Consider the following 13,832-nt stretch of genomic DNA (forward strand, 5'->3'; position numbering starts at 1 on the left):
CCGGCAAGGTGCTACAGGCAGTGGGAGTGGCAGTCCCACCCCCGGTCACACCTATCACCAATGTGGTGCCAAGGAACTGACCCATACGATGGTTCCCGTTCAGAATCGCCCTTTCCCCTCCCAAACTGTAGAATTCGGGTATAACTATTACTGCCGGGTCAGTCTTGCATAGGTGTGTTCTGGGCTCGGATGTGAGCTTCAATTGCGTTGCACAGAATAGTGGAGGTGTGAGATGAAAACGACGTTGCTTCGTGGCGGCAAGATAGTCGATGGTACTGGCGGCCAAGCTCGTGATGGTCACGTCCTCATAGAAGGTGACCGGATCAAGGCGCTCTTGAGAGCCGGAGAAGCGCTTCCTGCAGCAGATTCGGTCATTGACGCAACCGGTTGCGTTGTGGCTCCTGGCTTTATCGATGCCCATTCCCACATGGACTGGTCCCTTCCCCTGGACGATCACCCCCACATGCTGAAGTGCTTCCTGGAGCAGGGCGTGACAACGGTAGTGGCCGGCAACTGCGGATTCTCGCCGGCACCTGTCGAGGCTGAGACTTTTCCCCTGCTCGAGGGCAGGCTGATGGGCCCCTTTGAGAAACCGCTGGACTATAGCTGGCGCTCAATGGGAGAGTTCCTGGACCGAATCCAAGAGAGAAAGCCGGTCTTGAACCTGGCGCAGTTAGTGGGTCATGCGACGATCAGGATAGCGGCAGCCAGCACGCGTCGGGGAACTATGAAGTCCGATGAGTTGAAGAACTGCCTCGCGAAGGCTCAGCAGTCTCTGGACGAGGGTGCATGCGGCTTGAGCTTTGGCCTGGGCTACGACCCCGGTATCTGGTCTCCGAAGGAGGAAGTTGAAGCCTTCAGCGCGGTCGCTGCCAAAGCGAAGAAGCCGGTTACGGTGCACCTGAGAACGTACTGCCGGGTGGGCACGATCTACTCGCCGTTGTCCTTGATGCCTCACAACCTGCTTGCCCTGCAGGAGATGATTGACGTCGCGCGCAGCACGGGCGTATCGCTTCAGGTCTCTCACGCCATGTTGCTCTTCCGCGTGACTTGGCCAACAGTCGACAGGTACCTCGGCATGATTGAGGAGGCCCGCAGCCAAGGTGTCGATGTTATGATAGATGCGATTCCCTATACGGAAATCAACGGGAGCGTGTCTGCCCTGCTGCCGCTGTGGTTCATTGCCAGGTTGCCTCAGGGATACAAGAGTCGGTGGGCGCGCATGCGCGTCAATGTCGATTTCGTTTTCTTACACCGGCGATTAGGGTATGATTACAAGAAGCAAGCCCGGCTGATGGATGCGGGGGTTGGTGGATGGGAAGATCTGAGCGGTCTGACGATTGGCGAGATCGCCCGCAAATGGGGAGTGTCGCCCATGGATGCCTTGCTCAGGCTGTGCGAGTCTTCGAATGGCCGTGCCGCTGTGTTGTGCCAGGCGGCGGCTGGTGAACCCGGCAACGAGAAGCCTCTGGAGGCCATCCTTTCTCACAGCAGCTGTCTCTTTGAGACAGACGCGCTGATCCGAAGCCGAGGATATCCGAATCCTGCGGCTTTCGGGACGTTTCCCAAGGTATTGGGGCACTATGCCAGAGAAAGGAAGCTGTTCAGTGTCGAAGATGCCATCATGAGAATGACCTCCGCCAGCGCTGACCGTTTTGGCCTGAAGGAGCGGGGCAGGCTGGAGCCCGGGAAGGCGGCTGATGTTGTGGTGTTCGATCCTCAAACGATCTCAGAAGCGCCTTTGGTGGGACGAGAGTTTGCCGGCAGGCCAGTAGGCATTCGTCACGTCTTCCTGAATGGGACGCACGTGGTGAAGGATGGGGCTTACGCGAGTGGTGTAAGGGCTGGCAAGGTGCTCAGGATGTGACTGTTCGAGGAATAAGACGAGCGGACAGACGACGCGGGAGATCCCCCTCCTCATGATGGACCGCGTCATCTGGGCAGTCACGATGCCAGGCCCTGTCCTGATCTGCCAGTTGCTTTCGAGACTGAGATCGGTGACGATGCCTATGTTGCATCAACCCCGCAGTCTTGGTTGGAGGGCAGCAAGAAGACATAAATCTGGTGGGCGATACTGGACTTGAACCAGTGGCCTCTGCGATGTCAACGCAGCGCTCTAACCACTGAGCTAATCGCCCAACTAGAAGAAGTTATCAAATATGCTGGCCAGAGTCAAGCACGGCGTGCGCGGCTTGAAGAATGTGGCCGGATGACTTTCTCTGGCTGCTCGTTGAACACCCTTGTATGCAAGTGTTGCCCGGGGGTGATCTTGGGTTTACCAGTGGTGGCCAGCACTTGATAAAGGACTATGACAACTATAGAATAGGGAGTATAAACATAGATAGACTTGATGAGTGAGTTATAGCAGGTTCTTGGTTTGTCAATATGTAGTTGAGTTGTTTGGAACGTCAAGGATTAATGCTGGCGTGATTCTAGATATCGTATATACGCGGGAGCAGCGCAGGAGGTAAGGATGGAGACGGGGACGTGGACCGTTAAGACCGGGCTGGCCCAGATGCTGAAGGGCGGTGTGATTATGGATGTGGTCACCCCGGATCATGCGAAGATAGCTGAGGAAGCCGGCGCGTGTGCCGTAATGGCCCTGGAGAGGGTTCCGGCGGATATCCGAGCTGCCGGCGGCGTGGCCCGCATGGCTGATCCGGATGTGGTTCTGGCTATTAGGGAAGCAGTGACTATCCCGGTGATGGCTAAGTGCCGTATCGGCCACTTTGTTGAGGCGCAAGTGCTGGAAGCCCTCGGTGTCGATTTCATAGACGAATCTGAGGTACTTACTCCTGCTGATGAGGCCTGTCATGTCTGGAAGCATGATTTCAAGGTCCCCTTCGTATGCGGCTGCCGCGACCTGGGCGAAGCCCTGCGCCGTATTGCCGAAGGTGCGGCCATGATCCGTACCAAGGGTGAGGCTGGCACGGGGAACATTGTGGAGGCGGTAAGACATATGCGGGCGGTTATGGGTGGTATCCAGAAGCTGGTGAACATGCGTGAAGAGGAACTGATGGCAGAGGCAAAGGCCATAGGGGCTCCCTTTGAACTGGTACTGGAGGTGCATCGGACAGGCAAACTGCCGGTGGTCAATTTTGCCGCCGGTGGTGTAGCTACCCCGGCAGACGCAGCATTGATGATGCAACTGGGGGCCGAAGGAGTCTTCGTCGGTTCTGGTATCTTCAAATCCAGCGACCCGGCAGCAATGGCCAAGGCCGTTGTTAAAGCTACTACCCACTATCGTGATGCCAAGATCATCGCCCAGGTCTCCAGAGGCTTGCGTGGTGCCATGCCAGGGCTGGATATAAAGGGAATTCCCAAGGAGGAGTTGCTGGCAACTCGAGGGTGGTAGGGCGTATTTTATGATTCGCTCCTTTTTCCCTTTGGATGTGTTGGATATTCTCCTTCAAGGCGGAGCACTGGCTAATAGAGCCGGTACCAAAGATAACATAGTCAGAAAAGAAACGGCCTTAGCCAGTCTGCCCAACCTCCTGGGCCAGTGGTTCAATCCCCAATTGAAAACGCGCGTTTGGGTATGCACAGAAGGCTTTAGTCTGCGTGGGGTGGCTTCCGTTAGAGATCGTTCCAGCCCCCAGGCTTGGGAGGTGGATCGGCTTATGCTCCGTGAGGAAGATGTTGACTGCTGTATTTTGCTCCTGGAACATGTAGGTGTCGTCGGAGGAGAACTGGCGGTACAGAGAGTCTTCCTCCGTCTTCCTGCCGCCAGTCCCCTTTTGAATGCTGCCGAGAAGGCTGGTTTCTTGCCCTATGCAACGGAGTGTCTTTATTGGTGTGATAAGAGAGAGACAGAAGGTAAGGTGGCAGTTAATGAGGTCTCTCCCAATTCTATTCCTCGCCGCAAGCAGGCCGGTGATGAGCAGAGACTTTTTGAACTATATGAGAAGTGTGTCCCCATTTCGATCCGCAGGGTTGAAGGGCTGACTTTTGCCCAATGGCAGGCCAATAAGGGCAGGAGACTGGGGCAGGAATGGGTCTTTGAAAGAGGGGGGTTCTTTGCAGGCTGGATTGCAGTTAGGGCCAGCCGCGATATGGGGCAACTGGAGGTAATAGCTGCTTCCCGTGGAGAGATGGAGAACGTAATGGAATATGGCTTAACATGCCTCAGTGGTTGCCGTCATTTATATTGCCTGGCTCCTGCATTTAATCAGGAGCTATCTCGATTACTGGGGCGCCGGGGTTTCAGTCAATTATCAACATATTCTGCTCTGACAAAGGAACTGGTGGTCAAGGTAGCGGAGCCCTGCCTTATGCCGGCAGGTGCTTAACTGGGAGGATAATGCAAAAGACAATAATAGATGATCTGGATGCCTTGCTGGATATCCTGCCACCATTCGTCTCCGAGCCACTGAGGCAGCGGGGAGATTGCAGTGAACTCCTGGAAGTGGTGATGGATCTGGGACGCCACGCGGAGGCAAGGTTTCCCACTTATGAGGTGGTACTCAGTCCCAAAGAAATTGTCCAGGAGGACCTGGAATATGTAGCTTCTCGAATCAGTGCTTTTAATGATGATAATCGTGCCGGGATTGAGCGTACCCTTCATCGGGTCTCTTGCATTCGCAACCGTCAGGGGCGCATTGTGGGTCTTACGTGCCGCGTGGGCCGGGCCGTCTTCGGTACGATGAAGTTGATTGAGGACCTGGTTCAATCAGGCAGAAATATTCTGCTCCTGGGACGTCCCGGTGTGGGAAAGACGACGATGCTGAGGGAAGTGGCCCGTGTCCTGGCTGACGAGGTGGGGAAGAGGGTGATCATCGTGGATACCTCCAATGAGATTGCCGGCGATGGAGATATACCCCATCCTGCCATCGGCCATGCCCGGAGAATGCAGGTGCCCAAACCTACCATGCAGCATTCGGTGATGATCGAGGCTGTAGAGAATCACATGCCGCAGGCGATTGTCATTGATGAAATCGGCACTGAGCTCGAAGCAGCAGCCGCGCGTACTATTGCTGAGCGCGGTGTTCAACTGGTGGGCACAGCACATGGCAATACCCTGGAGAACCTGATTCTCAATCCCACTCTGTCTGATGTTATCGGCGGAATTCAAACGGTTACCCTTGGTGACGAGGAGGCGCGGCGAAGAGGCACTCAGAAGTCTATCCTGGAACGAAAAGCTCCTCCCACCTTTGATGTGTTGGTGGAAATCCAGGCGTTCAACAGGGTGGCCGTTCATTCTGACGTAGCCGAAGTAGTTGATGCTATCCTGAGAGGCAGGCCGATAACGAGAGAGGTCCGCTCGATGGATGAAGAAGGGGGTCTGCAAAAAAAGCAGGAAAAATTACCCACGTTCTCCAACAATCAGACGGTTGCCCAGAGGAACGATAGGAAATCACCCGAAGATACTAGTGCCGTGCCGAGGGTTTATCTCTTTGGAGTCAACCGGGCGAAGCTGGAACAGGCGGCGGGAGAGAAACAGTTTGGGATCAGCGTTGTCTCCGAGGTGGGGGAGGCCAGCATCTTTCTGACCTGCAAGACCTACTATCGCCGGAGGCCCCAGAAGGTAAGGGATGCTGAAGCGGCAGGTCTGCCTGTTTATGTATTGAAGGGCAATACCCTGGTCGAGATGAAACAGTTCCTGGAATCCCTGGCTGGCAATCGAGGAAAGATGGATGCGATCGGCATTGCTCTGAAGGAAGCGGAAGAAGCTATCGCTCAGGTGATGAATGGGAGAGACTCAGTAGAACTGAGCCGGCAGAATTCCTATGTCCGTCGGTTGCAGCACCAGATGGCAGAACGCTCTCGCGTAGGTTCTCGCAGCTTTGGCAAGGAACCGCAGCGGCGGGTGGAGATATTTAGGAACTCCTGAGGTGGGCTCTTGGCACTGTTCATAACATTTGAGGGTGGCGAAGGATGTGGCAAGAGCACCCAGGCCAGGGCTCTCTACAGGCGGGTGTCGGCTTCAAGTATCCCGGTGATACTTACTCATGAGCCTGGTGGTACCCCCTTCGGTGAACAGGCTCGACGGTCTCTAAAGCGAATCAGCAGTTCCCCTCTCTCACCTCTGGCGGAACTGTTTCTTGTTGCCGCCTCCCGGGTGCAACTGGTGGAGGAAGTGATTCGCCCGAGCCTGGAAGCAAACACTATGGTCATCTGTGACCGTTACACCGACTCCACTCTGGCTTATCAAGGATACGGGCGTGGGATCGATCTGGATACCATTCAGGCCGTTAATGACACTGCCACGAGGGGGCTGTCCTCTGACCTGGTGATCCTGCTGGATGTCCCTGTTGAAATAGGGCTGGCTCGCAAGGGATCGGCCAGACAGGACCGCTTTGAAAGAGAGGGATTGGCCTTCCATCAGCGGGTGCGGGAGGGTTATCTCAAGATGGCTGGCGCTGACCCGGGGCGCTGGCTGGTGATTGACGGTGCCTTGTCCAAAAGGGAGATCCAGAGCCGTATCCGGGAGAGGATTGAGATAATGCTGCGAAGAGAGAATGGAAAGTGAGCAAACCCAGAGTTGCTGTAGCCATGAGCGGCGGCGTGGACTCCTCTTTGTCGGCGGCTTTGCTGAAGGAGGCAGGATACGAAGTCACTGGCGTTCATATGCAACTGTGGCGTGAAGAGGGGGCGGGTGATCCCAGCCCTCATCCTGCTGGCCGTTCTCTTCGAAATGCCAGCGATGCCGATCAGGTGTGCCGGCTTCTTGGTATCCCGTTTCACGTGCTCAATTTTGAGACGGAATTCCGGAATTCTGTCATTGATTACTTCTGTCGTGAGTATGCTCAAGGGCGAACACCCAACCCCTGTGTGGCCTGCAATCAGCAGATCAAATTTAATCTGCTGCTGAGTACAGTTCTGGCCCAGGGTGCGGAGTATTTGGCCACGGGTCATTATGCCAGGATCGAGGGTGCAGAGAATGGATATCGCTTGCTCAGGGGTATTGATTCTGCCAATGATCAATCGTATTTCCTGTACACTTTAGGACAGCGGGAGTTGCGACGATTGCTATTCCCGCTGGGAAATTGTCGCAAAACGCAGGTGCGCCGCATGGCGGCGGAGCGAGGTCTGCCGGTGGCTGATAAGCCAAAGAGCCAGGACCTGTGCTTTATACCTGGTGGTCGTTACCGTGACTTCATCATGAGTTACCTTCCTCCCATCTCTGGGGATATCGTTGACATGGAAGGAAACGTATTGGGGAAACATCGGGGCATAGCCTCCTACACTGTAGGGCAAAGGACAGGCTTGGGGCTTTCCTCCGAAAAACGCCTCTACGTAATAGCCATTGAGGCCGCCACTAACTTACTTGTGGTTGGTCCGGAGGACAAACTTTTTGCCTCCAGGCTGCTGGCGAGGGGAGTCAGATTTGTATCCGGGGAGCCCGAATTCCCCGCAGCTATTAGAGCCAAGATCCGTTATAAGTCCCCGGAGATAAATGCCACGCTCCGTCCCTGTGAGCAGGGGGTGGAGGTTCTTTTTCATAAAGCACAGCGGGCCATCACCCCCGGTCAGGCGGTCGTGTTCTACGACGGTGAGCGGGTTCTGGGGGGTGGCATAATAGAGGCATCTTGACCGCACCGCCTACCTTTGATAGCGAAAGGGCTCTCAGGGCTCAGGGGTATCGGTTCATAGCTGGTGTTGATGAGGTGGGGCGTGGGGCTCTGGCCGGTCCTGTGTTTGCGGCGGCGGTGATACTGCCTCTGGAGAGCAATCTCCCCTGGTTATCGCTGGTGCGCGATAGCAAACAACTGTCACCCCGGCAAAGAGAGCGCCTGTTTAAGATGATTGAGCGGGCTGATATCCCGATGGGGTTAGGTGCAGTCCCTCACACTGCTGTTGATGAGGTGGGCATTGTCAAAGCAACCTACTTAGCCATGGCCAAGGCTGTGGAGTGCCTTCCAGTCCCTCCCGACTTCCTTCTTATTGATGCTCTGACCCTGCCCGAAATCTCTTTGCCTCAAAAGGGCATTATCCATGGTGACAGGCTGTCCCTTTCAATTGCCTGTGCCTCCATAGTAGCTAAGGTAAGCCGGGATCGTCACATGGTGGATCTGGATGGCCTTTATCCGGGCTATGGTCTGGCCAGGCACAAAGGTTATGGTACCAATCAGCACCTGACGAGATTGAATGAACTGGGCCCTTGCCCTATCCATCGCCAGTCCTTTGCTCCGGTTCAGAGGTTGATCCGGAGGTGAATCGCCAAGCTCTTGGTGCGCTGGGGGAGAAAAGGGCACGGGAGTACCTTAAGAAAAGACATTACCGCATTCTGGAGACTAATTTCCGCTGTCGGGAAGGCGAGATTGATATCATTGCTCAGGAGAAGGACTATCTTGTTTTTGTGGAGGTCCGCACCAGAACCGGCTCTGAGTTTGGCACCCCTGAGGAGTCGGTGACCTCTGCCAAGAAGGAGAGGCTTGTCTCCGTGGCGCTGTCCTATCTTCAAACCCATAGAAACCTGCCCTCGTTGTGGCGTTTTGACGTGGTAGCAATAGAGGTTGGTACTGATGGCCAGACAACCCGCATGGCATTGATTCAGAATGCCATCAGCTAGTGTAGTCTTGACGCTTGAGCGGAGAGGGAGGGAATCCCCTTCGAGGTGGTTTAGGGTTTTTCGTTTCTGAGTGCCGAAGGCCGGACTCGAACCAGCACGGGGGTTGCCCCCCAACAGTTTTTGAGACTGTCGCGTCTACCAGTTTCGCCACTTCGGCTGGAGCGGAAGATGGGATTCGAACCCACGACCTCCTCCTTGGCAAGGAGGCGTTCTACCGCTGAACTACTTCCGCAGCCCATCCCTGTCTATGAAGGCGTGGCCTTTATAGAACTAACTTTATAGAACTAACTATATAATATTCTACATACTTCGTCTGCTATCTTCAATATTTCCAAGGGTATGGAGTACAGTCAGGGGTGGCGTAGTTCTATCAAACCGGAATAAATTGCACTCTCGGATTGGCTCTTTAGCAAAGGATCCAAGGGTTTGATGCCCTTGTTTAAAGAGAGATAATGGGGCCGCCCGGCCTAGGAGCGAGCCCCCCCCTTTTTCCTCGTTGCCAGTATGTTTTCAACGGCCCCGATACACAGTCTGGCGTATTCTCTCTCACTTTCTGGATTGGCCTATAGTTGGCCTTTGCTTAAAAAGTCAATCCAAAGGGGGAGGGGGTTCCCTCGATAGCCTTTAGGGCTTCTGGAGGCAACTCTATAGAAACGGACTGGTTGTAGTCATGGGACTGCAGGTACAGGATCATGTTCAGCGTCATTTCAGCCCCTCCCGCGGACGTACCTAAAACTTCCGAAGTCAGCAGTAGGGTCATCTCCATCTGTGCTTTGCTGATGAAGAAGGTATCCTTGGCAACCCACACATTGAGAGAGAAGCTGCTGATCATATCTTTCAGGTTGGGCAGTTGCATATTTGCCCCTTCCGTCAATTGCTGCTGCAGCTTCTCAAAGTCCGGCACTATCTCAAGTAGATAGCAGTCGATGTCAGTTCAGCCGGGTCAGGAGATAGATGGTACAAGCCCATACGAGGTCTGTGGTGTTTGAGAACAGACTGAGATCTTACAATATGCCCTGCTTCGATGATATGGCAGTAACAACGAATGGCTCGACTGAACTTAGAAACTCAGGTTCTCCTGCAATGATTACACCAGCTTTAAGACGAGGCATGAGGTCATGATGTCATGGAGCCCCTGCCTCCTTTCTGTGAAGGCTATCATAATGTAGCCAACCAGCAGGATGAGTGCCGAGATAATCCTGGGAAAGTGTCTTCCTGTGGCTCTCCAAAACGAGATTCTCCCACCCTTATGGTCGGTGACAATGATGCCCAAAGACATTTCTCCCAGTGCTGCCTGATTGGAAGAACTCTCCATGGCTGCCCAATATACCCAGGGGACAAATATACCCATGGCAAGCCCGACCAGCGCTGTCATTGCCTTGACTTCTCCATCATTCTCAAGTTTAAACCAATAGCCGATTGCCAGACTGAGCACGTATGAGATAACAAGAACAAGACCTAACGCCACAATGCAGTCAATAACATAAGCGCCAAGCCTTGTCCGGAAACTGGCATATCTTGCATTGGCTGTCAAAGTAGTCGGCCCGACGCGCAACCCCTGGGACACCGGCCGAATCGGTGCGCATTTATGGCAGAATCTGTCCTCGCCGCCATTTCTCCATGTGCATGTGCTGCAGTACATGTCCCCTCCTCTTCCTGCTGGAATCAGCCTGCCGCAAGCCTGCTGTTCTGCTGCTGGACACGGAAAGACCCGCAATGATATGTGGCGACTTGATACTTATAAGCTTATCTCTTATATATAACAAGTGTGTCTACTTCTGAGGGGACTGTAATGTTGCTGGCTGTGTAGGCCAGCAACATCGAAGGCCTTGGCAGGTGGAAATCCCTCAAAGGCAGTTCAGAAATGGACTACATCGGTGACTTCTGAATGCAGTTAGAAATTTATGGGTTCGTACAGTCATAATGTGAGGAAATCTGGGATAAGCCTGCTGGGAAGTATCCTGTACGGGAGTGCTGCTTAGCGCGGTGGCTCTATGGTTGGTGGTGGGCTTGGGTTCTTAGATAGATGGAATCTGAGGCGAGGTTCCTGTTCCGGGAAATCCTTTTCTGCGCCGCATTTCTTGCACTTGGCATGGTATGTCCCGCCTCTGGGTAGAGTGTCTATGACCCAGTGATGGGCGACAGCATCCATACACATAAGATTTATTGTACCACACTCAAACCATTCTCGGATACAAAGAATGCTTATGCTGATAGATGGGAGCATGAATTTGAGGGTAGACTGAGCTTCTACGAGGCACCGCCGGGGTGAAGGCCGCGTAAGGCGCTGCAACTCCGCAGTCCATTGAGAATTTGACTGCGATTTCACCCTGGCGAAATTTGGTGCATTCACCTGGTTTTTCTGGCTGCAAGAGCGGCGGCCAGAACCACCAGGCCAAGAAGGGCGAATTCCAGTGGCAACAGCACCTGCCCTGACACCGACTTAACCACAAAGGTAAAGCTGATCCCCAATCCCAGCACCAGAGCCCACGCCAGAAGGCCCCATAACAGTTCCGTGATCATCCTTCTTATGTTCTGCATCCTGCTTCTCCCGATTGATTGTCTGCCATATCTATCGTTGCCTCACATTATATAGTGCAGCATTTCTGGATGCAGACGCAAGTCCTGCATTCTGGCAATCCCCGGACATGGTGCTGTGCTGTATAGGGTCGGTGATCCTTGATGACAGCCTGAGGTTCCGCAAGCGCAGGCACACCCGACGCTACTACTTCTCGGTCGGCTTCTATTTTTCTCCCCTGTGTCTTTGTTGTTCTCATAATTTCACTCCCCTCTCCTCCAGCGTTTCGTGTGCTTTGTCCAGCAGTGGTTGTGGATCAAAACGCTCTTCACCACAGACACCGCATATTTGATGATAGAACCCACCCCATTCCTTCTGTCGCGTTGCCTTGCACTTTGGATGCGATGGAGACTCATTCGTTGTTCCATGGTGGTGACAGTTTTCCCAGTTATGCACATGGTCTGAAGGAAGACATCTCGACCACAGGCAGAGAAGAGCGTGTGGGTCCCCGAGAACCTCCTCGGTTGTTTGACTTGCATCGGGAAGAGGGGGAAAGTCATCATGCCCGAGAAGTCGCCAGCAGAAAATCCCCATCAGGACATAGGCCAGTGTCTTCTCATTTTCATATGCCCACCACTTCGAATCCGAGGTTGTCCTGTCTTGCATCCCCTTTGCCCAATCCCAATACTTCACAGCTTCCGTCAATCCCTCCAGGGGTTCCAAGGATTTATACTTCTTCAGTGTAGTGTCTAGCTTGAAGGCCTCTCTCAGTTGTGCGAATACTTCATCCTTTGTCATTTGTCACTGTCCCTCCTCATTGTATGGTCGGCTGGGTGGGATTCGAATCTTGAGCCACTCGGGTGGAGTCTTTCTGCGAAAGTATACCCTTGACCTTGGCTTGGATACAAAGGAAGCTTGTGTAGTATTATTACCCCCGGGTGCATTGTATTTGAGGTCGGCCTGAAGTTCTGCAAAACGTTGTTGTCCTGGTGGCTTCTGGACGTCTTGGGCGGGTGATACACTGGGGGACGGATTGGGCATTGGCTTTGGGATCTTGGAATGATACTGTAGGGAGTGGCCCTATGGTTATTAGGCTGCGGTTGATGTGATTGGTGACCCTCGGGTATCATAGTAAAATACTTTGCAAAGGGGGAGGCCATTATCGTGTCAAGGTTTGTGCTTCTGTGTTCAGTTTTGTTGAGCCTGCTGTGTGTCGGCTGCAGTCAAAGCGGCACCGCCGAGGGCGTTGTTGACTACAAATCAATATCCGGCCTTAAGGAAAAATCGGCCTATAGCATTGTTCGCAATGGGCCATCAGAAGGAGTTCAACCCATCGTGGTCTATGACGAAGAACTCAAAAACCTTGGTTACTTCCCATCGGAAGGTGACCTTGTAGTAAGCGACACTCTGGAAAGGCAAATTGAAGAAGATGGTTATACTGGACTCGACTACATCATCAGCGTGCGCATATTGTCTGATGGGAAACTGTCCAAATACCCCTCGGGCTTTCATACAAATCGGGAGATCTTCAACCAGGCGAAACTGGGTACCCAGATCAAGTTCGAGAAGTCACCCTCCAATATCGGTCCGGAGATTGTAAGTCTTCTTGAGTGAGAGAGTCGGGGGATCATGATAAATGAGAGAAACTTGACGCCCCAGTTACCTTAGGGGCCAACTGAAGTTCTACAAGTCGCCATTATTTCCCTTCCAGGTACTTGCGGTCCACCTCCGCTGCCTCTTTCACCTCATCTTCCGTTATCTTCTTCAGCCACTTCCCCCCCAACTTGAGCAAGGCCTTCCCAGCTATTCCACCAAACTCGATCTTAATGTCACTTTTGTAGGTTACCATTGTCCCTTCAGGCACTACCTCAAAGGTTGTCGTCTGTTTTGAACCTTTGTCTACACCCAGTAATGTCTCCGAGTCGATGCGATGCGGCAGATGGAGGACTATCCTGTATGTTGAGTTGAATGGGCGACCTCTGATCTCCCGTTTTGTGTTAACCAATACCTCATTCTCATGTCTGCTCACGATTTTGAATGAGGTATCATTAAGCGAATGCACACTGAAGTATAGCTCAGGGTTGCCAAAGTATTCGATTACCTTTTCTCTCGGCGCCCGAATGATCTTTTGTAGCTCAGTCTTGGCCATAATGTCACCTCACGAGAGTCTGCGTACTACCACAATTGTTGACCGCGGTGCCAACCACTTGCTGCCTTTGCCGAAGAGGTCTGCCCTTCGTTTAACTGCGCCAAGCTTCAGGAGGATTATACCACCTGAGACTCCATTGCCCAATATCGAATGGGTAGAATGTGCTGCTATAACCGAAATCGGCCTGGCCGTACGCAGGAGAATACACCGAGCCATCCAGGAAGCTAGTGCCTGGTTGCAAGAAACTGGTGCCTGTCATCCTTCCGCAGAAGGACGACCTGACCCAGAAGCCCCGTGTGTCATTCCCTCTCCCTTTGATGGGAGAGGGCTAGGGTGAGGGTGATATTTCTACTGTCTTTGCGAGGAGTCCTTCCGCAGAAGGACGACGAAGCAATCTCGGGGTGGTGTGATGCGGTCAGACCAATGTAGGGATTGCGAGAAATACCAAGCGTCGGGTCGGGGACCCGACAGCCACCATGTGGAGAATGGCTCGCAATGACATGATGCGGCGTGCATTCTCCTCCACCCTGTAGGGACTCTGTCCGAACCCTGGAGCCGGGGTTTAGTGGACAGACCTGAAGGTCTGTCCCTACTGAAGGGAGACCCTTCGCCTTCGCTCAGGGTGACAAAACACATGAATATCAGGGTGACAC

The 13,832-nt window shown here is 53.4% G+C and carries 14 protein-coding genes and 3 tRNA genes; 9 read left to right on the top strand and 8 right to left on the bottom strand.

The genetic code is table 11. From position 1 onward, the window contains the following. Nucleotides 1–232: 232 nt before the first annotated feature. Nucleotides 233–1,867, top strand: coding sequence for an amidohydrolase family protein (locus NTZ04_08635; GenBank protein ID MCX5992372.1), 1,635 nt, complete (start codon nt 233–235; stop codon nt 1,865–1,867). 195 nt (nt 1,868–2,062) lie between these two features. On the opposite strand, the gene NTZ04_08640 is transcribed toward NTZ04_08635, so the two are convergent. Then, a tRNA-Val gene (locus NTZ04_08640) sits at nt 2,063–2,138 on the bottom strand. A gap of 335 nt (nt 2,139–2,473) precedes the next feature. On the opposite strand from NTZ04_08640, the gene pdxS reads away from it, so the two are divergent. The 7 genes from pdxS to NTZ04_08675 are packed head-to-tail and all read left to right on the top strand — an operon-like array spanning nt 2,474 to nt 8,512. Then, a complete protein-coding gene (gene pdxS / locus NTZ04_08645) occupies nt 2,474–3,355 on the top strand; it encodes a pyridoxal 5'-phosphate synthase lyase subunit PdxS (GenBank protein ID MCX5992373.1) in 882 nt (293 codons plus the stop codon). 10 nt (nt 3,356–3,365) lie between these two features. Beyond that, nucleotides 3,366–4,289 carry a hypothetical protein gene (locus NTZ04_08650; protein ID MCX5992374.1) on the top strand — a complete coding sequence of 308 codons (924 nt, stop codon included), beginning with the start codon at nt 3,366–3,368 and terminating at the stop codon, nt 4,287–4,289. Nucleotides 4,290–4,300: 11 nt separating this feature from the next. Then, nucleotides 4,301–5,830: an AAA family ATPase gene (locus NTZ04_08655; protein ID MCX5992375.1), complete on the top strand. Its 1,530-nt coding sequence runs from the start codon at nt 4,301–4,303 to the stop codon at nt 5,828–5,830. 9 nt (nt 5,831–5,839) lie between these two features. Beyond that, nucleotides 5,840–6,469, top strand: coding sequence for a dTMP kinase (gene tmk / locus NTZ04_08660; protein MCX5992376.1), 630 nt, complete (start codon nt 5,840–5,842; stop codon nt 6,467–6,469). Further along, nucleotides 6,466–7,533, top strand: coding sequence for a tRNA 2-thiouridine(34) synthase MnmA (gene mnmA / locus NTZ04_08665; protein MCX5992377.1), 1,068 nt, complete (start codon nt 6,466–6,468; stop codon nt 7,531–7,533). The genes tmk and mnmA overlap by 4 nt, the downstream gene beginning before the upstream one ends. Further along, on the top strand, nt 7,530–8,156 hold the full coding sequence (locus NTZ04_08670) for a ribonuclease HII (GenBank protein MCX5992378.1): 627 nt from the start codon (nt 7,530–7,532) through the stop codon (nt 8,154–8,156). The genes mnmA and NTZ04_08670 overlap by 4 nt, the downstream gene beginning before the upstream one ends. After that, nucleotides 8,153–8,512 (top strand): YraN family protein, encoded by a 360-nt coding sequence (locus NTZ04_08675; protein MCX5992379.1) that lies wholly within the window; start codon nt 8,153–8,155, stop codon nt 8,510–8,512. The genes NTZ04_08670 and NTZ04_08675 overlap by 4 nt, the downstream gene beginning before the upstream one ends. A 71-nt stretch (nt 8,513–8,583) precedes the next feature. On the opposite strand, the gene NTZ04_08680 is transcribed toward NTZ04_08675, so the two are convergent. The 6 genes from NTZ04_08680 to NTZ04_08705 form a co-directional block, all read right to left on the bottom strand. Beyond that, nucleotides 8,584–8,669, bottom strand: a tRNA-Leu gene (locus tag NTZ04_08680). Next, nucleotides 8,670–8,744 (bottom strand) — tRNA-Gly (locus tag NTZ04_08685). It lies immediately after the preceding tRNA gene. 348 nt (nt 8,745–9,092) lie between these two features. Continuing rightward, nucleotides 9,093–9,416 (bottom strand): hypothetical protein, encoded by a 324-nt coding sequence (locus NTZ04_08690; protein ID MCX5992380.1) that lies wholly within the window; start codon nt 9,414–9,416, stop codon nt 9,093–9,095. Between the two features lie 183 nt (nt 9,417–9,599). After that, nucleotides 9,600–10,154: an RDD family protein gene (locus NTZ04_08695; protein ID MCX5992381.1), complete on the bottom strand. Its 555-nt coding sequence runs from the start codon at nt 10,152–10,154 to the stop codon at nt 9,600–9,602. Between the two features lie 707 nt (nt 10,155–10,861). Next, nucleotides 10,862–11,053 (bottom strand): hypothetical protein, encoded by a 192-nt coding sequence (locus tag NTZ04_08700; protein MCX5992382.1) that lies wholly within the window; start codon nt 11,051–11,053, stop codon nt 10,862–10,864. Between the two features lie 232 nt (nt 11,054–11,285). Beyond that, on the bottom strand, nt 11,286–11,828 hold the full coding sequence (locus NTZ04_08705; protein MCX5992383.1) for a hypothetical protein: 543 nt from the start codon (nt 11,826–11,828) through the stop codon (nt 11,286–11,288). A gap of 366 nt (nt 11,829–12,194) precedes the next feature. Here NTZ04_08705 and NTZ04_08710 point away from each other — a divergent pair, with 366 nt between their 5' ends. Continuing rightward, nucleotides 12,195–12,644: a hypothetical protein gene (locus tag NTZ04_08710; protein MCX5992384.1), complete on the top strand. Its 450-nt coding sequence runs from the start codon at nt 12,195–12,197 to the stop codon at nt 12,642–12,644. An 82-nt stretch (nt 12,645–12,726) separates the two neighbouring features. Here NTZ04_08710 and NTZ04_08715 read toward each other — a convergent pair whose 3' ends face one another. Continuing rightward, nucleotides 12,727–13,179: a hypothetical protein gene (locus tag NTZ04_08715; GenBank protein MCX5992385.1), complete on the bottom strand. Its 453-nt coding sequence runs from the start codon at nt 13,177–13,179 to the stop codon at nt 12,727–12,729. Between the last annotated feature and the right edge of the window lie 653 nt (nt 13,180–13,832).

The sequence above is a fragment of the Chloroflexota bacterium genome, assembly GCA_026389585.1.
Taxonomy (GTDB): Bacteria; Chloroflexota; Dehalococcoidia; order UBA2247; family RBG-13-53-26; genus JAPLHP01.

What these genes read in the sequence shown, in the direction of transcription:
- NTZ04_08635 (MCX5992372.1), top strand. Translation starts at nt 233, where the DNA reads ATGAAAACGACGTTGCTTCGTGGCGGCAAGATAGTCGATGGTACTGGC.
- pdxS (MCX5992373.1), top strand. Translation starts at nt 2,474, where the DNA reads ATGGAGACGGGGACGTGGACCGTTAAGACCGGGCTGGCCCAGATGCTG.
- NTZ04_08650 (MCX5992374.1), top strand. Translation starts at nt 3,366, where the DNA reads ATGATTCGCTCCTTTTTCCCTTTGGATGTGTTGGATATTCTCCTTCAA.
- NTZ04_08655 (MCX5992375.1), top strand. Translation starts at nt 4,301, where the DNA reads ATGCAAAAGACAATAATAGATGATCTGGATGCCTTGCTGGATATCCTG.
- NTZ04_08695 (MCX5992381.1), bottom strand. Translation starts at nt 10,154, where the DNA reads ATGTACTGCAGCACATGCACATGGAGAAATGGCGGCGAGGACAGATTC.
- NTZ04_08700 (MCX5992382.1), bottom strand. Translation starts at nt 11,053, where the DNA reads ATGCAGAACATAAGAAGGATGATCACGGAACTGTTATGGGGCCTTCTG.
- NTZ04_08705 (MCX5992383.1), bottom strand. Translation starts at nt 11,828, where the DNA reads ATGACAAAGGATGAAGTATTCGCACAACTGAGAGAGGCCTTCAAGCTA.
- NTZ04_08715 (MCX5992385.1), bottom strand. Translation starts at nt 13,179, where the DNA reads ATGGCCAAGACTGAGCTACAAAAGATCATTCGGGCGCCGAGAGAAAAG.